General features: G+C 66.8%; 13 protein-coding genes, 1 tRNA gene, 4 pseudogenes and 1 other annotated feature. Of the genes and pseudogenes, 7 read left to right on the top strand and 11 right to left on the bottom strand.

Annotation, left to right across the window (positions count from 1 at the left end; translation table 11 throughout):
* Positions 1–24: 24 nt before the first annotated feature.
* Together U9J66_RS18100 and U9J66_RS18095 are read right to left on the bottom strand one after the other, a co-directional pair.
* The gene (locus tag U9J66_RS18100) at positions 25–867 is read right to left on the bottom strand and encodes a TrmH family RNA methyltransferase (RefSeq protein WP_326338224.1); all 843 of its coding nucleotides are present in this window, start codon (positions 865–867) and stop codon (positions 25–27) included.
* A 49-nt stretch (positions 868–916) separates the two neighbouring features.
* Positions 917–1,516, bottom strand: coding sequence for a hypothetical protein (locus U9J66_RS18095; protein WP_014912335.1), 600 nt, complete (start codon positions 1,514–1,516; stop codon positions 917–919).
* A gap of 425 nt (positions 1,517–1,941) precedes the next feature.
* On the opposite strand from U9J66_RS18095, the gene U9J66_RS18090 reads away from it, so the two are divergent.
* From U9J66_RS18090 to U9J66_RS18060, 7 genes are all read left to right on the top strand, one after another.
* A complete protein-coding gene (locus U9J66_RS18090; RefSeq protein ID WP_326338223.1) occupies positions 1,942–3,675 on the top strand; it encodes a substrate-binding domain-containing protein in 1,734 nt (577 codons plus the stop codon).
* A 73-nt stretch (positions 3,676–3,748) separates the two neighbouring features.
* Positions 3,749–5,509: a substrate-binding domain-containing protein gene (locus tag U9J66_RS18085; protein WP_017534255.1), complete on the top strand. Its 1,761-nt coding sequence runs from the start codon at positions 3,749–3,751 to the stop codon at positions 5,507–5,509.
* A gap of 259 nt (positions 5,510–5,768) precedes the next feature.
* Entirely contained in the window at positions 5,769–6,482 is a 714-nt protein-coding gene (locus U9J66_RS18080; RefSeq protein WP_041561885.1) for a hypothetical protein, read from the top strand.
* A 32-nt stretch (positions 6,483–6,514) separates the two neighbouring features.
* Positions 6,515–8,308, top strand: coding sequence for a DUF2510 domain-containing protein (locus tag U9J66_RS18075; RefSeq protein ID WP_326338222.1), 1,794 nt, complete (start codon positions 6,515–6,517; stop codon positions 8,306–8,308).
* Positions 8,309–8,410: 102 nt separating this feature from the next.
* Positions 8,411–9,061, top strand: a complete 651-nt coding sequence (gene orn, locus U9J66_RS18070; protein WP_017534257.1) for an oligoribonuclease — start codon at positions 8,411–8,413, stop codon at positions 9,059–9,061.
* Between the two features lie 67 nt (positions 9,062–9,128).
* Positions 9,129–9,204, top strand: a tRNA-His gene (locus tag U9J66_RS18065).
* 309 nt (positions 9,205–9,513) lie between these two features.
* Positions 9,514–10,950, top strand: a complete 1,437-nt coding sequence (locus U9J66_RS18060; protein ID WP_326338221.1) for a tyrosine-type recombinase/integrase — start codon at positions 9,514–9,516, stop codon at positions 10,948–10,950.
* Here the strand turns inward: U9J66_RS18060 and U9J66_RS18055 are convergent.
* The 9 genes and pseudogenes from U9J66_RS18055 to U9J66_RS18015 all read right to left on the bottom strand — a co-directional run bounded on the left by U9J66_RS18055 (position 10,856) and on the right by U9J66_RS18015 (position 20,137).
* Positions 10,856–11,116 (bottom strand): helix-turn-helix domain-containing protein, encoded by a 261-nt coding sequence (locus tag U9J66_RS18055; protein ID WP_326338220.1) that lies wholly within the window; start codon positions 11,114–11,116, stop codon positions 10,856–10,858. The two genes, U9J66_RS18060 and U9J66_RS18055, sit on opposite strands and share 95 nt — an antisense overlap.
* Positions 11,094–11,288: pseudogene (locus U9J66_RS18050) on the bottom strand (WhiB family transcriptional regulator); the annotation flags it as partial. The gene U9J66_RS18055 and the pseudogene U9J66_RS18050, both read right to left, overlap by 23 nt.
* A gap of 13 nt (positions 11,289–11,301) precedes the next feature.
* A pseudogene (locus U9J66_RS18045) lies at positions 11,302–11,619 on the bottom strand (integrase core domain-containing protein); the annotation flags it as partial.
* 7 nt (positions 11,620–11,626) lie between these two features.
* Positions 11,627–12,982 (bottom strand): annotated as a pseudogene (locus tag U9J66_RS18040) (IS30 family transposase).
* Positions 12,983–13,041: 59 nt separating this feature from the next.
* Positions 13,042–13,506 (bottom strand): annotated as a pseudogene (locus tag U9J66_RS26090) (DDE-type integrase/transposase/recombinase); the annotation flags it as partial.
* Between the two features lie 52 nt (positions 13,507–13,558).
* Positions 13,559–13,672 (bottom strand) — a sequence feature (AL1L pseudoknot).
* Positions 13,630–13,950, bottom strand: a complete 321-nt coding sequence (locus tag U9J66_RS18030; RefSeq protein WP_326338218.1) for a transposase — start codon at positions 13,948–13,950, stop codon at positions 13,630–13,632. Its footprint overlaps the feature before it by 43 nt.
* A 184-nt stretch (positions 13,951–14,134) precedes the next feature.
* On the bottom strand, positions 14,135–17,329 hold the full coding sequence (locus U9J66_RS18025) for a type I restriction endonuclease subunit R (protein WP_326338217.1): 3,195 nt from the start codon (positions 17,327–17,329) through the stop codon (positions 14,135–14,137).
* Positions 17,329–18,519, bottom strand: a complete 1,191-nt coding sequence (locus U9J66_RS18020; protein ID WP_326338216.1) for a hypothetical protein — start codon at positions 18,517–18,519, stop codon at positions 17,329–17,331. Before U9J66_RS18020 ends, U9J66_RS18025 begins: the two co-directional genes overlap by 1 nt.
* Positions 18,512–20,137 carry a class I SAM-dependent DNA methyltransferase gene (locus U9J66_RS18015; RefSeq protein ID WP_326338215.1) on the bottom strand — a complete coding sequence of 542 codons (1,626 nt, stop codon included), beginning with the start codon at positions 20,135–20,137 and terminating at the stop codon, positions 18,512–18,514. The genes U9J66_RS18020 and U9J66_RS18015 overlap by 8 nt, the downstream gene beginning before the upstream one ends.
* Between the last annotated feature and the right edge of the window lie 9 nt (positions 20,138–20,146).

The raw sequence follows: 20,146 nt of genomic DNA, 5'->3' as shown, positions 1-20,146 counted from the left end.
CGACCGGGAGGGTTCCGAGGCCGGTCAGACCCCGTGGTCCCGGCCGGAGACCGCTCCGAACCGGGCCAGTTCGTAACAGGCGACGGCCGCGGCGGCCGTCACGTTGAGGGAGTCCACGTCGCGGTCGGCCATCGGGATGTGCACACGTGAGGTCGCCCGCTCCAGCCAGCGCGCGGACAGCCCGTCGCCCTCGGTTCCCAGCAGCAGGCCCACCTTGGCGTCGGGGGCCAGTCGCCCCATCGCCTCCGCCAGGGGCAGGGAGCCCTCGCCCGGTGTGAGGGCCATCAGGTCGAAACCGGCCTCGCTCAGGGTGTCCAGTCCGCCGTACCAGTCGTCGAGCCGGGTGTAGGGGAGGGTGAAGACCGACCCCATGGAGACCTTCACCGAGCGCCGGTAGAGCGGATCGGCGCAGCGCGGGGCCAGGATCACCGCGTCCACGCCCAGCCCGGCGGCGCTGCGGAAGATCGCGCCCACGTTGGTGTGGTCGACCAGGTCCTCCAGCACCACGATCGCGCGCGCCCCTTCCAACACCTCGTCGAGAGAGGGCAGGGGCTTGCGGTGGTAGGCGGCCAGGGCACCGCGGTGCAGGTCGAAGCCGACCAGGCGTTCGGCGGTCTCCTCGGAGACCACGTACAGCGGTGCCTCGGTGGCGGCGACCACGTCGTCCAGGGCCTCGGCCCGACGTTCGGTGAGCAGGAAGCTGCGCGGAACGTAGCCGGCGGTGGCCGCGCGGCGGATCACCTTGTCGCCCTCGGCCATGAACAGGCCGTGTTCGGCCTCCAGGTGGCGGCGCAGATTGACGTCGCGCAGACGGGTGTAGTCGGCCAGACGGGGGTCGGCGGGGTCACTGACCCTGATGACGTTCATGGTCGTCGATTATCCCGACCCGTTCGCCCCCGCCGCACGTCGGCGGCCCCTACTCGTTCTCGAACCGGTCGGTGACGGAGGTCAGACGCTGCCAACGGGCCTCTTCGCAGGAGCCTCGACGCGAGAGGGTGGTGTCGATCTCGCGGCCCTCCCATGTGCCCTCGATGACGGCCTGTTGGGGGCCGTACACCTTGTCGGTGCACACGGTGCCGTCCCGGACCTCGGCGAACAGGGTGTCGGCTCCGGGGTCGTCCTCGGGGTCGATCTCCTCCTCGTCCTCGGGCGGGACCGAGGCGGTGGGATCCCCCGCCGTGCCCTCCGCGGCCTCGGCCAACGCGGCGCAGGCCTGCGGGTCCCCCTCCGGGTCCCCCTCGCACTCCAGGGTCTGGACCCAGGCGTGGTGTCGGTCGATCACCTGAACACGCAACGAACCGACCGGAGCCCTGGTCTCGGGCTCCTCGGCGCTCGGCTCGATGACGCTGCCGAGCACCTCGGGGCTGGAGGCGTTGGCCGCCTCCACGTCCTGGGGCGGCAGCATCGACGGGCCGACGAACACGGCGTAGGTCACCGCGCCGAGGCAGCAGGCTCCGGCCAGCAGAGCGGTTCCGGGCCCGCCTCGGCCGCGTCGATCACTGTGCGAATGGGACATGCCAAAACCCTCGGGGGTCGGTTGGTCGCGAGGGTTCCGTGGAGGGCACCCCCGCCACTGCGGGGCATCCGCAAAGCGGACGTCAAGTATCGGTCAAACGCTGACCGGGGGCCAATGGTATCCGTGAGCGGGGACCGCCATCCGACATACGCCGTAACAAAGCGGTCACCGGACGCCTACGGGGGCGGCGATGTGAGCGGTACCACCCGTCCCCTTCCACTCTCCCATTACCAACAAGTAAGGTCCGGTGGAGGAATCGGTCGTTCGTGATGATCGTTCGTCTTCACACCTTGTGGGACGCCGCTCATGGGACGACGGTTCGTTCCCTTCCTTCCGCGGGTGCCGGGCGCCGCGACCCGCGGCCGCCCCTTGAACCCGGCCCGAAACCCCCGCCCGGGGCCGGAATCGTCACACCCGGAGTGCCCGTGTCCACTGGACGTCATCGTCTCGCCTCACCGGCCGCCGCCACCACGCGCAAGGCGGTGCGGTCGCCCCTGGGAATCACCGCGATCGTCGTCGCCCTCATCGCCACGGCGGCGATCGCCGTGCCGGCCGGTCTGAACGCGCTCGGCTGTGGAGAGACCCGCTACCTGCGCGTGTCCACCACCCAGAGCATCGCCCCCGTCCTTCGGGAGGCCGCGACCGAGTTCAACTCCGACGACCCCTCCTACGGCGGCACCTGCGTGTACGCACAGGTCGACGAGATAGCCCCGCACCGGATCATGGACTCCCTGTCCGGGAACCGGCCGGGCGACTCGACCATCACCCCGCACGTGTGGGTCCCCGAGTCCTCCGCCTGGGTGGAGCTGGCCCGGGTCTCGTCGGGCGGAGCGCACGGCATCGAGACCGATCCGCCCTCGCTGGCCTCCTCCCCCGTCGTCCTGGCCGCTCCGCCCGACGCCGAGGGCATGCCCGCCCAGGACGACGCCGACTGGACCCTGCTCCTTCCCGGTGAACGCGACCCCGACCGTCCCGTCGTGATGGTCGACCCCAACCGCGGCGCCGACGGCATGACCGTCATGCAGGCCGTGCGCGCACACCTGGGCACCGGCGACGACGCCGACACCGCCATGACCGACTTCGTACGCGACGTCCAACTCGACTCGACCTTCGGAGAGATCGACCTGACGTCCGTCTTCACCGGATCGGCGGCCGCCCGGGATCGCACCGCCCCCGTCATCGCCGTCCCCGAGCAGGCGGTGGTCTCCTACAACCTGCGTCGCGCCGATTCGGCCCCCGAACTCCAGGCGTACTACATCGGCGACGGGACGGTCTCGCTCGACTACCCGTACGTGACCACCACCGACGACTCCGCCCTCGGTTCGGCCGCCGCCGACCTGTACGAGGTCGTGCGCGGCGACGAGTACCGGGACCGGTTGCGCGAACTCGGCTTCCGAGACCCCGGTGGCGAGGCGTCGTCACTGTTGGCCTCCCAGCCCGGCGTCATCGCCGCGGCGCCGCCCACCCACGAGGACCTGACCGGGGACGCGCTCCTGGCCTCGATCACCGACTGGAACCGGCTGTCGATGCCCAGCCGCACCCTGGTGCTGGCCGACGCCTCCGCCGGCATGGCCGAGAGCCTCGACGGGGGGCTCCCCCGCATCGAGATCGCCAAGCGGGCCGCGCTCCTGGGCCTGTCCCTGTTCCCCGACGAGACCGACATGGGCCTGTGGCTGATGGCGGAGGGCTACGGGCCGAGCGGACGGGACAAGGCCGCGGACATGCACCCGCTGGGTGCGGCGGACGACGGGGACGTCACCCGCCGTCGGGAGATGGTGGACGTCGCCGAGAACCTGGAGGTCGAGGGCGGCGGCTCCCGTCTGTACGACAACATCCTGGCCGCCTACGACGAGGTGCAGGCCGGATACCAGGAGGACAAGATCAACAGCGTCATCCTGTTGACCGCCGGCCAGGACGAGGGCTCCAGCGAGATCTCCCACGAGGAGCTGGTCGCCGCCCTCCAGGACCGCTTCGACCCCCGCAGGCCGGTCACGATGTTCATCATCGGGTTCGGAGACGGGGCCGAGGAGCGGGAACTGGCCGCGATCGCCCGGGCCACCAGCGGTTCGTCGTTCGTCACCGACGACCCCGACGAGATCGGCGACTTCTTCCTGAGCTCGATCTCCCGGCGCCTGTGCGTGCCCGACTGCGACAACTGAGCCCTACCCCTCCCCCTGTACCCGCTCACCCCCTTGTACGACCCCGTGCGTACACCACCCAGTGAGGAAAGCTGTGGGACGTCACCGCGGAAAGCACACAGAAGAACCCGCCGAACGAGGCCGCCGTCGAGGCCGCGGCGGCGCGATCGCCGCTCTGGCCGCCGCGTCGGCGATCGTGATCGTCATCGCCGCCGCGGGCGTGTACATGTTCGGTAAGGGCGACGGCTGCGGCGGTTCCGACCTGACCCTGGACATCGCGGTCAGCCCCGAACTGGGGCCGGCCCTGGGCGACGTGGCCGACGACTTCAACGCCGAGGAGCACACCGTCGACGGCGACTGCGTACGCGCCTCGGTACGGGAGATCGACTCGGCCAACGTCGCCTTCGGCATCACCGGGGCGGGCGCCACCATGGGCGAGACCGAGTCCGACGTGTGGATCCCGGACTCCTCGATGTGGACCCGTATCGTCCAAGGGCAGGCCGGGGACGCCGTCGTCACCGAGACCGGCACCTCCGTCGCCCGCACACCCCTGGTCGTCGCCGAGCGCGCCGACCTCTCCGAGGCCGACGACGCCCCCACCACCTGGATGGACGTCGTCCCCACGGACGCCCCCGGCGAGGAGGACGGGCGCACGGTCCGCGTGGTCGACCCGGCCCGCAGCTCCAGCGGTCTGGGCACCCTCCACCTGCTGCACGGGGCCCTCGAGGGGACCGGCTCCGACGCCGACACCTTCAACGCGAGCATGACCGCCGCCCTCCAGTCGTTGCACAGAGGGGCCTCCGCCGACGAGGAGGCCGCCTTCCTCGCCCTGAGCGGCGGCGGCGAGTCCGCCTCTCCCGTGATGGTGATGTCCGAACAGGCCGTGTGGCGCTACAACTCCGTCCACGGCGACGCGCCCGCGCGCGCCGGTTACCCGGACGAGGGCACCTACTACCTCGACTATCCGTACATCGTGCGCAGCGAGGACAGCGCGATCACCCGCGCCGCCGAGATGTTCCGGACGGCGGTGCGTTCCGAGTCGGCCGCGGACCGTCTACTGGCCGAGGGCTTCCGCGGCCCCGAAGGGGAGAGGGACCCCTCCGTCCTGACCGAGGAGGCCGGGTTCCTCCCCGAACCGCGTGATGAACTCTCCTCCCCGTCGGAGAGCTCCATCGAAGACCTGATCCGTTCCTGGAACCAGCTCAAAATGGACTCCCGGGTCCTGACCATCGTCGACATCTCCGGGTCGATGCTGGCCGAGGTCCCCGGAACGGGGCTGACCCGGATGCAGGTGGCCGGCGCCGCCTCCGCCGAGGGGCTCCAGATGTTCTCCGACAGTTCCGAGTTGGGCCTGTGGGAGTTCTCCACCAACGTCAACGGCGACCTCCACCACCAGGAGATCGCCCCGGTCCGTGAGCTCCAGGCGACCGACGGATCGGGGAACGAGCATCGTGACGTGCTGGCCTCCGCGCTCCAGAACCTGGAACCGCTGCCCCAGGGCGACACCGCGCTGTACGAGACCTACCTGGCCGCCTATCAGGAGATGTCCCGTACCTACCGGCCGGATCGCACCAACGTGATCCTGATGCTCACGGACGGGGACGACGACAACCCCGGTGGGATGGAGCTGGACGAACTGCTCTCCCAACTCGACTCCCTCTCCAGCCCCTCACGGCCCATCCCCATCATCACGATCGCCTTCGGTCCGGACGTACGGAACCTGGAACCCCTCCAGGAGATCGCCGCCGCCACGGGAGGCGCCGCCTACATGACCGAGGACCCCACCGAGATCGGCGACATCTTCCTCCAGGCGTTCTCGTTGCGGATCGCCGACACCGAGGACGACCGGGACTGACCCACGTGCCTCCTCCCCGGGCCGGGACGCGGACACCACCGCGTTCCGGCCCTTCTCCGTTCCCCGCGAAGGCCGACCGTGACTCTCGGGTGCGTGGGGCGGAACAGAAGGTGACATGAACCTCACCAACGCACCAAAGGCTCTGGACTTCTCCCCCGGGGGTGGCGTACCACGGGAGGGAACCGCGATCCGGGCCCCTTCAGCGCTCCCGCCCCGGATCCCCCGCCTCGAAACCGGTGTGACCGGATGGGAGAGTGCCATGGCCAAGGTGTGGATGCCCGGTGCCGAGAGGATCGACGGCGGGACCTCCCGAACCGCCGCGGGGGCCGGTGCCCCCCGTGCCGTCTGGACGGTGACCGGATCCGATCCGAGGACCCGATCGGCACGCGAGGAGGCACGCAGACTGATCCGCGAAGGCCGGACCACCCACCTGGTGTGGAACCCGGTGAGCGGAGAGATCGTCCAGCTCCTGGCCGCCACCCGACGCGGCGCTCTCCCTTTGGGCGGCACACCGCTGGAACGGCGCCTCCTCGACCACGGGGACGAGGGACGTGTGTGCCTCGTGGTGGCCGTGGTGGCCACCGAGCCGGAACCGTTCACCGACGGTCCCATGGTCGGCCTGGACCCTCTCCTGGCATGGCTGGACTCCTGGGGGGTCTCCAGACACTGGCCCGCCGGGGCCCCCGGACGGCGGAACGGACGGCGCCCCACACGCCAGGAGACCACCCGGGCCTGGTCCCGAGGCGGCCACTTCGGCCATGACCAGGTCCCGGGATCGGTCTCCACCGCACCGGGACACATCAGCCCGGAGCGCGTGGCCACGGGGGAACGGGTGATCGCGCGGGTCCCCGAGAGCTCTCCGGCCTCCGGAGAGCATCCGGAGCACAACTCCCTGTCACAGGACGGACACGAAAAGAGAGACGTGGACCTCTCGAACCACCGTCGGCTCAGCGAATCGGATACCACTGGTTAAGTGCGGTACCGAAACCCCTTAGTCTGTCGGCCATGGGTGGATCTATCGAGCCGGGTTGGTATGCGGACCCGCAGGGCGACGCGCAAACACTCAGATGGTGGAACGGTGAGGAGTGGACGCGGCATACCCGTTCACTGAGCGAGCTCCAAGGCGGGGCCGAAGACCCCGAGGACGAGCTCCCGACCACCGACCTGAGCGGTCGGGCCGGAGGCGCTCCCTCCGGCGAGGACGAACTCCCCACCGCCGACCTGAGCGCTCACAAGGGAGGCACGGCCCCCGACGACGATGACGAGGGAACGGTCCGGCTGGGCCCCTCCGCCCCCGGGGCCCCGAGCGCCCCAGAGGACGAGCACGGCACCATCCGCATCGATCCCTCCCGACGGAACGACCCCTCCCTTCGGCGATCCCCCACGTCCCCCGCCCCGGTGGAGGACGAGCCGAGCACCATGCGCATCAGCCCCTCCTCGTGGGGGTCCGACCCCGATGACGAAGAACCGACCGCCGACCTGAGCGGCGCCGGCGCGACCATCCGGGTCGACCCCTCCGACCTGCCCGGCCGAGCCGCCCCGGCCCCCTCCCCCTCGACGGACGACGACGAGGAGCCCACCGCGGACCTGAGCGGCGCCATCGGGGACACCCCCCGCACCGCCGTCTTCGACCCGGACCGGATCGGCGACGCCCCGCGTACCGCCGTCTTCGAGCCCGGCCCCGCCGAACAGTCGCCCGGCGGCACCGCGATCTTCGACCCCTCCGACCCGATGTTCTCGGGCGGCGCGGCCGAGGGCTCCGACGCGGAGGACCAGAAGGGCGGCAAGTTCAACAAGTTCCTCGGCAACCTCAAGGAGGGCTGGGCGGACCTTTCCGAGGAGCGCAAGGAACAGCGGCGCCAGGCCGAGGCCGAGGCCGCGAAGAAGCGCGAAGAGGAACGGGTCCGCAAGGAGGCCGAGGCGGCCGAGCAGGCCGAAGAGGCCCGAAAGCGCGCGGAGGAGGAACGCGAGCGGGCCGAGGAGGCGCGCAAGAACGCTCCCGAACAGCCGAGCACCCCGGAGGGCTCCGCCGGTTCCCCGCCCGCGGCGTGGACCCCGCAGAACCCGGGTCAGGCCGGCGGACCGCAGCCGGCCTCCGGTCCGCAGCCGGGCCAGGCCCCCGCCTTCGGTCAGCGACCGCCGTCGGAACCGCAGCAGGCACCGGCCTTCGGGCAGCAGCCCCCGTCCGGCCCCCAGCAGGCGCCCTCCCCAGGCCAGCAGCCGCCTTCGGGACCGCAACAGGCGCCCTCCTTCGGGCACCGGCCCCCCGCGCCCCCTCAGCAACCCCCGGTGGCCCCTCACCAGCCTCCGTCCGGCCCCCAGCAGGCGCCCGTCTACGGTCAGCGTCCTGCGGCGGGCCCGCCTCCCGGCTACCCGCCGCAGGGTTTCGCCCCCCAGGGGCAGCCCCCGCATCAGCAGTTCGGCGCTCCGCCGCCCCAACAGTTCGGTCCGCCTCCCGGCCGGCCTCCGGGCCCGCCGCAGGGTCCGCCTCCGGGTTTCGGCCCGGGGCAGCCCCACATGGGAGGCCCCCCGCACGGAGGCCCGGGGCACCCTCAGGGCCCGATGGGCGGCCCCCATGGCGGTCCGCCGCCCGGCGGCCCCCAATGGGGCGGTCCGGCGGGACCCCACGGTCACCCCTACGGTCCTCCCCAGCAGCAGCCGCCGAAAAAGAAGAAGCGCGGATGCGGATGCGGGTGCTTCACCCTCATCCTGATCGTGCTGATCCTCGGGCTGCTGGGCTACCTCCAGCTCTCGGGGACGTGGGACTGGATGTACGACATCTTCGCCGTCCACATCTGATGGTCCGGCGGTGACGCTCCGACGAAGGGGGTGGTGGGCCTCGGTGGCCCGCCGCCCCCTTCGTCGTCCGTTCCGAGATCCGAAACGCCTAAGCTGACCCGTATGAACGACAACTTGGTGTGGATCGACTGCGAGATGACGGGCCTCGACTTCGAGAACGACGCGTTGATCGAGGTGGCCTGTCTGATCACCGACAGCGAACTCAACATCCTCGACGAGGGTGTCGACGTCGTGATCAAGCCTCCGCAGGACGCTCTGGACCGGATGGGCGACTTCGTCCGGGACATGCACACCACCTCCGGGCTGCTCGCCGAGCTGGACGACGGCGTCACCCTCCAGGAGGCCGAGGACATCGTCCTGGAGCACATCCGCCGCTATGTGTCCGAGCCCGGCAAGGCGCCCCTGTGCGGCAACTCCATCGCCACCGACCGCACCTTCCTCGCCCGCGACATGAAGCGGATCGACTCCCACCTCCACTACCGGATGATCGACGTCTCCTCCATCAAGGAGCTACTGCGCCGCTGGCACCCGCGCGTCTACTACGCGAGCCCGGAGAAGAAGGGCGGCCACCGCGCCCTGGCCGACATCACCGAGAGCATCCAGGAGCTGCGCTACTTCCGCGCCGCCGCCTTCGTACCCGAACCCGGGCCCGACTCGGCCACCGCCCGCGCGATCGCCGCCGAGATCGTCGAGGGCGGCACCGGCATGAAGGCGCGTGACGTGGCTCTCGCCGAATCCGCCCCCGAAAAATGATCGAAGCACTCCTCGGAGTCCGCTAAGCTTTCATACGTACGCAGGGCCGAGAGGCCCGGCGGACATGGTGGGTGTAGCTCAGCCGGTAGAGCACTTGGTTGTGGTCCAAGAAGTCGCGGGTTCAAGTCCCGTCACTCACCCCAGAGGCTCAAGCCCCTGACCAGCGGAAACGCAAAGTGGTCAGGGGCTTTTGCGTTACCGGGGGTGCACCAGCGGGTGCACGGGACCCCCAACCCGGGCCGGTGAGTGTCCACCACCCATCCCGTCACTCACCGATGTTGGGGGGCACACAGCCGTGCACCCCCGAACCGGACCCGCTCCGAAACTACACAGACCCGCCGCATACGGGCATCAGTACATCCGTCGGTCACCCGTCCTGGCCTGTGTAAAGATCTTCGAGGACCTTCGCGGATTCCCTTCGCTTTGGCCCACACCCAAGCGATGGTCCACCCATGGCAACCATCAACCAGCGCACCCTGGCCGACGGACGCACCCGCTACTGGGTCAAATGGCGGCTCGGCGGCACCCGTGGCGGCCCGCCCCAGTCCGAACCCTTCGACACCCGCGCCGACGCCCACACCTTCAAACTCCACGTCGAGGACGCCGGACACCACTGGCCCGAGAACTGGATCCCCCGCCAGGGCTGGGCCGCGGGGTGGATCCCCGGCCATGGATGGATCAAGGTCAAGGAAGAAGAGGAACCCGCAGCCGAACCCGTCGTCTTCGCCGACTTCGCCCGCGAGCTCATCGACTCCATGACCGGCATCGAGGAACGCACTCGCGCCGACTACCACCGCGAACTCGAACTCCACCTGATCCCGCACTTCGGACAGGTCGACCTGCGCGACCCCGCCCAGCTCAAACCCAAGGACGTCCGCGCCTGGATCAACCAGCTACGCACCGGCCTCCCCGACCCCAAGGCCTCCTACCGCACTCCCAACCCCAGTCGGGGCCGCCGAAAGGAACCCGGGTGGCTACGCAAACCCCTCTCGGCCAAGTTCATCCACAACCTGCACGGGCTGCTCTTCTCCATCTGCGAGGCCGCCGTACGCGAGGACCCGCCGATTCGGCCCTCCAACCCCGCCGCCCGCACCCGGCTACCCCGCGCCGACCACGAGGCCGACACCGAGATGTGCTTCTTGACCCGTGAGGAGTTCACCCTGCTCCGGGACTCGATGCACCCTGACGTACGCGACATGGTCGAGGTGTTCGTGCGCACCGGCATGCGCTACAGCGAACTGGTCGCCCTGCAGGTCCGCGACGTCAGCTTCACTCCGACCATCGACGCGGAAGGACAGCAGCAGGTGCGCGGGCACCTGGACGTGCACCGGGCCTGGAAGCGCGGACCCAACAACACCTTCCATCTGGGGGCGCCCAAGACCCGCAGTTCCCGGCGGCGACTGCCGCTCTCACCGCGCACCATCGACCTGCTGCGTCCCCGTTTGGAGGGAAAGAAGCCCGAGGAGTTCGTCTTCACCACCGACCTGGGGTCTTGGTGGCGGCATTCCTCTTTCTACGGCCGCCGCTGGGCGCCAGGTGTCAAGGAGGCCCAACGGCGCGGGCTGGGCAAGAAGCCGCGTATCCACGACCTGCGCCACACCCATGTGGCGTGGCTGATCGAGAAGGACGTGCACGTGTTCAAGATCCAGCGCCGTCTGGGGCATACCTCGATCACCACGACCATGGACCGCTACGGGCACCTGGTCACCGACATCGACGACACCATGATCGAGGCCATCGACGGCCCGCCCACTCCCCCGGTCCCGCGCACCGGCCCCGTCGTCGGCTCCCTCCCTACCCTTCTTGTCTCCACCGGTGGGCCATTCGCCTGGGAGCGAGGGCGTGCTGGGCCGCCCCGCCCACGATCGCCTCCAAGTCACTCACACTGAAGCGCACGTGCTTGCCGAGCCTGCGGTGCGCAACCTTGCGCAACCGCACCCGCTCCCGCAGCCAGGACTCGGGCACCGCCAGCACCCGCGCCGCCTCGGGGATCGTCAGCAACCGCTCCAGCTGGGCATCTTCGGTTTCCTCATCACGCCGCTCGGTTTCGCCCACGCGTGCTCCCTTCGCGTTCTCCCCGTAGTGCGCCCCGGTAGCGGCGACGCTCCTCCTCCGAGGCACCGCCCCACACCCCGTACTGCTCACCCCGGTGCATCGCCTCGGCCAGACAGTTGAGCTGCACCGGACACACCCGGCACACCCGTTTGGCCGCACGCACCAGCCTGTTTCGTGCCGGGTTTTTAGCGGCTCGGAACCGACGCTTCGTCGTGTGCTGACACGGATTCCTGGTGGTAGAAGTCGTCTTCGAACTCCGCTGGCGGGACCAGTCCGATCTCGCCGTGCAGGCGGCGGTGGCCGAACAAGTCGATGTACCCGGCCACCGCGATCTCGACCTCGTCCAGACTCTTCCAGGGCCCGCGGTTACGGATCAGTTCGGCCTTGAACAGCGAGTGGAACGCCTCGGCCAGGGCGTTGTCATAGGAATCCCCGGTGGAGCCGACCGAGGCCACCACGCCCGCCTCGGCCAGCCGCTGGGTATAGCGCACCGCGAGATACTGCTTAGGTTCAAGGGGTCCTCGCAACACCGGCTCGTGCAACCAACTGTAGATGCTCATCGAAGGCCTCTGCGGGTGTCCTCCAGCCGAGCGTCTTACGAGGCCTGGTGTTAAGCGTCCTCGCGATCGCCTCAAGGTCGGTGGCACTATGCCGGGCCAGGTCCGTGCCCTTGGGAAATTACTGGCGCAGCAACCCGTTCGTGTTCTCGTTGCCGCCCCGCTGCCACGGGCTGTGAGGGTCGCAGAAATAGACCTCCAACCCCGTATCGACCCGGAGTTGGGCATGCTGAGCCATCTCAGCGCCCTGGTCCCAGGTCAACGATCTCCACAACTGCTCAGGCAGCTCTCCGAACTGCGCCGCGATCGCATCCCGGACCGCTTCGGCCCCGTGCCCCGCCAGCGGCGGCCCGTTCTTGACCAGGGCCGTCTCGCCATGGCCCTCCATCCTCGGCAGGTGCAGTAGCACCGTGAACCTGGTGGTGCGCTCGACCAGCGTGCCGATCGCCGACCCTTCCAGCCCGATGATCCGGTCACCCTCCCAGTGCCCGGGCACGGCACGGTCGTCGGCCTCGGCCGGGCAGGCACTGATCAGCACATCAGGGGTGACGAAGTGTTTGCCGCGCCCACGCGTGCGGGAGCGCGGAACCCGCAGAGCCCCGCGCCCCTGAACGTAGAGCGCCTGGTAGATCGCCTCGTGTGAGATCCGCATGGACTCATCTTCGGGGAAGTCGACCTTCAGGCGGTGACTGATCTGCTCCGGGCTCCAGGCGGTTCCCCACCGCCGGTCGGCCCGACGGCCGTGCCGTCGTCCCTTCCAGGGCACATTGGGGCCCGGGATCGGCCTTCCCTCGGCGTCGGTCACGGTTCCCGCGAGCCGTTCCTGGACGTAGTCCCGAAGCTGTTCGTTGATCGCGAGCTTGGCGGCCTTGGGACGGTGGGACCGGCGTTCTGCGTGCCGCTGGGCGACCGAGGCCCGGTACTCGATGCGACCGCCACGGGTGGCGGCGTTACGGCGCAGCTCGCGGGAGATCGTCGATTTATCGCGGCCTACGTGCCGAGCGATCTCGCGAACACCCATGTTCCGCGCTTTGCACAGCGCGATCTCCTCGCGATCAGCGAACGACAGGTATCGGCCAGACAGCGCATACAAGGCGATAGGCGATATTCCACCAGCCTCACGGAACCACCGTGATCCGACCGGCGTTGAAACGCCGCACGCTGCTGAGGCGTCCTCGGTCGACAGGCCTTCAGCGATTCGGGCCCAGAACCGGCGCTGGACCTGGCGCGCGTTGGTGGTCGGTCGCCCTGGTGAGCGCATCGGCGGTCTACCGGTGACAGCAGCACCCCAGCCTCGAGGTCGTCCCATTTCAACACCCCTTGATCGAGGTGTTGCGACAACCAGTTGAATCCGCCCTGCACCCCGCGGTCGGAGTGGTGGACCAGACCATCGATCCTCCGGCCCACGTGGGACCGGTTCCACACCGCCATCTCTAACGCGTCCAAGGCCAGGTCGGTGCGCGGCGATCGTGAGACCTGCCGGCCCACCACTCGGCGCGAGTGCACGTCGATGACGAACGCGGCGTAGACCCAGCCGTTGAAGGTGCGGATGTAGGTGATGTCGGCGACCCACGGCTGGTTGGGTGCATCGGCGGTGAACGCTCGTTCCACCAGTTCGGGCCGAGTGTCCGGGGCTGTGGATCTCGTTGTGGTGCGGTGCTGCTCGGTGCGGGAAATTCCGTGCAGTTCGGCCCGTTTCCTCAACCGTTGGACCGTGCAGCGGGTCACCCGGTGGCCTTGCCGGTTCAGCTCGGCGAGGACCTTACGTGCTCCGTACACGGCGTAGTTAGTTGTCAGCGTGTACCTGGTGGATTTTGGCGGTGGTGGCCTCATCAGTGCGTGAGCGCAGCGACGGGGCTCGGCTCTTGGCGGCGCAGTAGGTGGACGGGGCGACCTGCAAGACGTGGCAGATCGGCTCGACCTCGAACTGGTGTCGGTGGATGTCGACGAAGGCGACTATCTGGTGTGTGGGCGGTCGAGCTTCGCCGCGAAGAAAGCCGACGCGGACTTCAGGATCGCGTTGGCCCTGCGCAGTTCTCGGTCTTCGCGTTCCAGTTCGGCCAGGCGTCGGGGCTGGTCGGTGGTGGTACCGGGCCGATGTCCGGCATCGACCTCGGCCTGGCTCACCCAGTTGCGCAGAGTCTCGCGGTTGATGCTCAGTTGATCGCTGACACGTGCGATCGCTCCGGGTCGTGTGGCCGCGTTCTGTCGGGCTCCCACGGCCATGCGGGTAGCGCGTTTTCGCAGTTCATCGGGGTGTTTCCTCGGTTCTGGCATGGCTCTCATCCTTCCTGAGAGCCTCCATCACACCCGGCACGAAACAACTGCTGCCCTGCCGCCTGCCTCGGGTGGCCAAATACAAGATGTCCAAGTACCGGGTCAAGGGTCCCAGACACCGCCACCACCCTGCAACCCCGCGACGCCGTTGGTCTTCAACCTCCGTAACTCAACGACATTGTGCTTAGCCAGCCGTCCGCGTGTTGGGACCGTTATCGACATGGCGGGGGGCCAACGCTTCCATCTGCTCAATGACGAGGCGAATTGCCTCCAGCTGCTTGTCGGGCGGGTACTTGTACTTCACCAGCAACCGTTTGATCGACGATCGCAACTTGGCTCTCACGTCATCGCGGACGGTCCAGTCAGTCTTCACATCGCGCTGCATGATGCCCACGAGGTCGCGCGCGATCTGCGCGAGCACTTCCTCGCCCTGCAGCTTGACGGCCGACTCGTTGGTGCTCACCGCGTCATAGAAGGCGAGTTCGTCGGTGGAGAGCGGGGGCGAGAAGTGCTGCCCACGGTTGCCTTCGGCAGCGACCTCCTTAGCCATCTCGATCAGCTCAGCGATGACCTCGGCCGACGTCAGCTGCTGGTTGGTGTACTTGCGCATGAGCTCGGCGATGCGTTCGGAGAACGCGCGCTGGCGCACCAGGCTGTGCTTGGTGACCTTGCCCGACTCCTCGGTGAGCAGCGCTCGCAACGCCTCGATTGCGAGGTGCGGGTTCGACGCGGACTGGGCCTTGACCTGAAAGTCCGGTCCGAGATCCGATAGCGACGGCTTCGCCAGACCCGCAGCGTCGTAGATGTCGACGATTTCGCGCGGTGTCGTCGAGGTGGCGATCAGCGACGACAGCATCCGCTGGATCTCCTCGGGTACCGGCTTGCCCTCGGCCTGTCGCTCGGCCGCGTCGAACTTGCCCATCCAGACGCGGACCTCTTCGTAGAATCGCACCACCGGGCGCAGCTCTTGCACGTCCTGGCTGCCGGAACACAGCGCCCAGGCGCGGGACAGCTGACCTGCGAAACGGCGGAACTTGGCGCCTAGGGGCTCCTCGTCGTCAGATACCTGGTTGCCCGGTGTGGCGGGCGAACGCAGGTGGCCAGTGAGTCCATGAGCTGCCTTGAGCCAGCTCTTTGCGCCACCATCGAGTTTCTTCCGCCACGGGTACCCCGCGCACAGTTCATCGAGCGTCTCGACGAGCTGCTTGGTGAGGGCAACGGCCTCATCGATGTGCTTGCCGACAGGCTTCTGCGCTTGATCGGTCTTCGTGTATTCGGCCAGTGCCTGAGTGAGATTCTCCGCCAAAGGCGCGTACCCGACGAGCAGGCCAGAGGGTTTGCCGCGGAAGGTGCGATTGACCCGGGCGAGCGTCTGCATGAGCTGGGCGCCCTTGAGTGGCCGGTCGAGATACAGGGTGTGCAGGGGAGGAGCATCGAACCCAGTGAGAAGCATGTCCTTGACGATGACGAGTTGGAGCTCGTCGTCCGGGTCGCGAAGGCGTTGCTGAATGGCCTTGTTCTGCCCTTCCCGTCGGACGTGCTTCGCGATCGCACCAGTGTCGCTTGCCGACCCCGAGTAGACGACCTTGACCACGCCCTTGTCGTGGGCGTCGTCGTGCCACTCAGGCCGGAGCTTGATGATCTCCTCGTAGAGATCGGCACAGATCCGACGGGTGCCGCCGACGATGAAGGCTTTGCCTGGGGATTCGATGAACTTCCGCATCTCGGTCGAGCGGTGTTCCCAGTGCTTGATGATGTCGGCCGCGAGCGCCTCGAGACGGGTGGGAGCTCCGTAGATGGCGTTGATGACGGCGACGGACTTCTCGAGATTCGCGCGCTCGACGTCGTCAAGCCCCGTGGTGGCCTCGTCTGCCACGCGGTCCAGGTCCTCCTCGCTCACCTCCTCGGATAGTGAGACCTTGATCAGACGTGGCTCGAAGTAGACAGGAACGGTGGCCCCGTCGTCGACCGCGCGAGTCAGGTCGTAGATATCGATGTAGTCACCGAAGACCTCACGGGTATTGCGGTCTTCGAAGGAGATCGGTGTCCCCGTGAAAGCGATTAGCGCGGCGCCCGGCAGGGAGTCCGCGAGATAACGGGCATAGCCATCGAGGTCGTCGTAGTGGCTGCGATGCGCCTCGTCAGCGACGACGATGATGTTTCGCCGGTCAGACAGCAGCGGGTGGTCGAGCCCGGCGTCCTTTTCTTCCTTGCTGAGACCAAACTTCTGCAGCGTCGTGAAGTAAATGCCACCGGTGGTTCGGTTAGCCAGCTCTTCACGCAGCTGGGCCCGCCTGGTCACCCGCACAGGCTGCTCGGGCAGCAGCTGGGAACGGCGGAAGGCCTCGAACAGTTGGCCGTCGAGTTCCTTGCGATCGGTGACCACGATGACTGTAGGATTCTTGAGCTGGGGCTTCTTGCTGATGAGGTGGGCATACAGCTCCATCTCCATCGACTTTCCGGAGCCCTGCGTATGCCAGACCACACCGGCCCTGCCGTGGCTCTGCACCGCCGCAACCGTGCTACCCACGGCCTTGTTGACCGCAAAGTACTGGTGTGGCTTAGCGATGCGCTTGACGTAACCCTCGGCGCCTTCGTCAAAGGCCGTGAAGTTGCGTTGAAGCTGCAAAAACCGCTCGGCGTTAAATACGCCGTGAATGAGAAGCTCCAGCTCGAAATAAGCGTCCGGGGCGTCCATTGCGACGGGTACACCGTCATCGTCGACGTTCCACGGTGAGTAGTGGTGAAGTGGTGTGAAGGGCGTGCCATAGCGGGCGGTGATGCCGTCACTGATCACCGTTGTCACGGCGAACCGGAACGCCATGGGGAAATCGTGCCGATAGGTCGCAAGCTGTGCGTGGGCGGCGGCGATGTCGGCCTTCTCGGCCCCTGCCTGTTTGAGCTCGACGATTGCGACCGGCATGCCGTTAAGGTATAGCACGATGTCGAAGCGACGTTCGGCGTCGATAGAACGGATCGTCACTTGGTTGACGGCGAGAAACTCGTTGTGTTCGACCTTCTCACTGATAAGGCGGATCGTGGGATTCTGCTCCACGCCGTTATAGTCGATGTAGGAGATGCGGTGGCCGTTCACGCAGATTTCGTGCAATCGGCGGTTCTCAGTGATCGCGTCCTGCGAGGTCGGCTGGAGGATCTCCGCGAGCGCCGGCTCAAGGTGCTCGGCGGGCACTCGGGGGTTGAGCTCGCGCATCTTGGCCAGCAGACGTCTACGAAGCACCAGGTCGTCCCACGAGTCGCGGCCGTTCTCGCTGCCAGGTGCGATCGCCGTGCCCGGCAGCGGCTGCCACTCCTGATCGGCCAGCGCTTCGAGAGCGACGTTCTCCCAGTCGGCCTCGTTAAAGCCATTTTCTGTCGCCATTAGACAACCTCCTCGACAGCTCTCTCCATGTCCCGAATACGAATATTTCCGGACATGAGCAGGGGGAGTAGCTCGTCACGGGCCTTTGCGAGGATTCGGGATTCATCTTCAAGAATGAGGGCGTTAGTATCGAGCTCCGCCAGCTCCTTTCCCAAGACAATCTGATCCTCCCTGCAAGGCACGAGGATCTCAAGTGATGCAAGGAGATCACGCCGAAGCTCGGTCTGCCCCGTACTTCCTTCGGCCAAGCTTTCGATCTGATTCTCTATCCGCAAAAGGCCAAAGCCAGCACAGACAGGGTCAATGATATTCGGATCAAATCTAACAATACTGACATGGGAATCGACAGTTGCATCAATGTCACGAATCCAGCGCGCGGTCCGACCCAGCGTTCCAAATCCAGTCGAATTGACGAGCACATCATCGCGTTGAAGCATCTTGCTCGAACGTGTCTTTGAGCTGTCGGTCACCCTAGCAGCATCCAAGCTGACCCACTGCTTGCGTACACACTTCTGATTCAGGATGGTCACACCATCAGAATCTGTGTACTTCGGCGTGATCCCACGCGTGACGAGTGTCGAAACGTCCAGAATTTTATTTCTATTGCCAGACTTCGCAGCCTTTGCGAATTTTGTACGAGCCAGCTCGCCAGTCACCCGGCGCACCCTGTGAATTGCGGCGATCTTGTCGTCGAGCGCCCCCAGCACCTCCGCGATCGCTTGCTGTTCATAGTAGCTGCGCCGCGAGGTGCGAAATTCAAGTATCTGCGCCCCGCTAATATGCGGAACTGCTGTCCCCGTTTGCGCCGACAGCACGTAACTCGAAAATTGACCACTAGCGATCAGGTAGTGCAGATAGCGTTGGTGCGTTCCTGGCTTCGCACGGAGGCGCGCCACACGCTGAACAAGGTAACTGGGGGTGTCCTCCTCCCTCACTGATGCGAACTTGAGGCCAGCATCAATCCATGGTCGATCCATCGCAAGGACGACATCACCGGGGTAGAGGCGATAGCGCATATCGACGTCATCGCCCCCCCAGTAGGCACACCGATCCCAGCGGAGTTCTCCCTGTGCAATATTGTCACCACGCAGCAAGCGTGCGTGGGATGGGTCTGTAGAATATTCGGAACTTTTGAAAGCGAATCCTACTTGCAGGTCAGCCATTTCACCTAGAGAACTCGTCTCACCCATCGAAACGCTCCATCTGCTCCCGCACAACCTTCTCCATTCGTGCTGACTCATTAAACGCTTGCAACAACTCCTTTGTTAGCCGCTGGATTTTCTCTTCCATCGGTTCGCCATCGTCCTCGACCTCCGGTACGCCGACGTACCGTCCGGGTGTCAGCGCGTAATCAGCATCCTTGATGTCGGCTAGACCCACCGACCTGCAGAAACCTGGCACGTCCTCGTACATGAGCTTCTTCTTCGCGGCTGACCGTGTGCCGCGCCAGGCGTGGTATGTGTCGGCAATCTTGGTGATGTCTTCCTCAGATAGCGCACGCTCCGCGCGGTCGACCATGAACCCGAGGTCGCGGGCGTCGATAAACAACACCTCGCCTGTGCGGTCCATCGCGCCGTTCGGCCCCTCGCTCTTGTCCTTCGAGAAGAACCACAGGCACACTGGGATGCCGGTGCTGCGGAACAGCTGCGTCGGCAGCGCCACCATGCATGACACGAGGTCAGCCTCGACGATGCCCGCGCGGATCTCGCCCTCGGTGTTGGCCTGTGACGACATGGAACCGTTAGCCATCACCACGCCGGCGCTGCCAGTCGAGTTCAACTTCGACAGGATGTGCTGAATCCAGGCGTAGTTCGCGTTGTTGGCTGGAGGAACTCCAAACTGCCAGCGCGGGTCCTCGGTGCTGCGTGTCCAGTGCTTGATGTTGAACGGCGGATTCGCCATCACGTAGTCCATCTGCACGTCGGCGTGATGATCACGTGCGAAGGTGTCGCCCCAGCGGGCGCCGAGGCCCTTGTTATCGATACCGTGGATGGCGAGGTTCATCTTCGCCATCCGCCAGGTCTCCTCGATGCTCTCCTGGCCGTAGATAGCAACCCTCTTCGGATCGCCGTCGTGTTCGTAGATAAACTTCTCTGTCTGCACAAACATGCCGCCGGAGCCGCAGCACGGGTCGTAGACGCGGCCGTTCGATGGCTCGAGCACTTCGACAAGCACCTTAACCACGCTCGGCGGGGTGAAGAACTCTCCGCCCCGCTTGCCCTCGGCGCGTGCGAAGTTTCCGAGGAAGTACTCGTAGACCTCGCCCATCAGGTCGCGGGCGCGATACTGACCCTTCCTGCTAAATCGGGCACTATTGAACAGGTCGAGCAGCTCGCCGAGGCGGCGCTGGTCGATGTTGTCCCGGTTGTACAGTCGGGGAAGAGTGCCCTGGAGCGTGGGGTTGGCCTTCATTACCAGTTCCATCGCCTCGTCGACCAACTGGCCGACGTTCTTCGCCAGCTCGGCACCGGTCGCGGGCTTGCCCTTCGCGTTCTCTGCGAGATACGTCCAGTGCGCTGCAGGCGGCACCACGAACACGCCATAGCCCTGATACTCCTCGGGGTCGTCGATAAGGTCGTCGATCTGACCCTGGTCGTATCCCTGCTCGGACAGCTCAGCATGAATCGCCTCGCGGCGCTCGTCGTAGGCATCCGAGACGTACTTCAGGAAGACCAGGCCGAGGATGACGTCCTTGTACTGACTCGCGGACAGCGATCCGCGGAGGCGATCCGCCGCTTTCCACAGCATGTCCTTGAGTTCTTGCATCGTCGACGGCGCCGACGTTTCCTTCTTTGTGCGCGGTGGCATGGGACGTAG

Source organism: Nocardiopsis sp. LDBS1602, assembly GCF_035818715.1.
Classification (GTDB): domain Bacteria; phylum Actinomycetota; class Actinomycetes; order Streptosporangiales; family Streptosporangiaceae; genus Nocardiopsis; species Nocardiopsis alba.
This window is presented reverse-complemented; position numbering and strand designations above follow the sequence as displayed.

Bases quoted from the DNA above. Each gene is read 5' to 3' on its own strand.
- U9J66_RS18060 (WP_326338221.1), top strand. From the start codon at position 9,514: ATGGCAACCATCAACCAGCGCACCCTGGCCGACGGACGCACCCGCTAC.
- U9J66_RS18075 (WP_326338222.1), top strand. From the start codon at position 6,515: ATGGGTGGATCTATCGAGCCGGGTTGGTATGCGGACCCGCAGGGCGAC.
- orn (WP_017534257.1), top strand. From the start codon at position 8,411: ATGAACGACAACTTGGTGTGGATCGACTGCGAGATGACGGGCCTCGAC.
- U9J66_RS18095 (WP_014912335.1), bottom strand. From the start codon at position 1,516: ATGTCCCATTCGCACAGTGATCGACGCGGCCGAGGCGGGCCCGGAACC.
- U9J66_RS18030 (WP_326338218.1), bottom strand. From the start codon at position 13,950: ATGCCAGAACCGAGGAAACACCCCGATGAACTGCGAAAACGCGCTACC.
- U9J66_RS18080 (WP_041561885.1), top strand. From the start codon at position 5,769: ATGGCCAAGGTGTGGATGCCCGGTGCCGAGAGGATCGACGGCGGGACC.
- U9J66_RS18100 (WP_326338224.1), bottom strand. From the start codon at position 867: ATGAACGTCATCAGGGTCAGTGACCCCGCCGACCCCCGTCTGGCCGAC.
- U9J66_RS18025 (WP_326338217.1), bottom strand. From the start codon at position 17,329: ATGGCGACAGAAAATGGCTTTAACGAGGCCGACTGGGAGAACGTCGCT.
- U9J66_RS18020 (WP_326338216.1), bottom strand. From the start codon at position 18,519: ATGGGTGAGACGAGTTCTCTAGGTGAAATGGCTGACCTGCAAGTAGGA.
- U9J66_RS18015 (WP_326338215.1), bottom strand. From the start codon at position 20,137: ATGCCACCGCGCACAAAGAAGGAAACGTCGGCGCCGTCGACGATGCAA.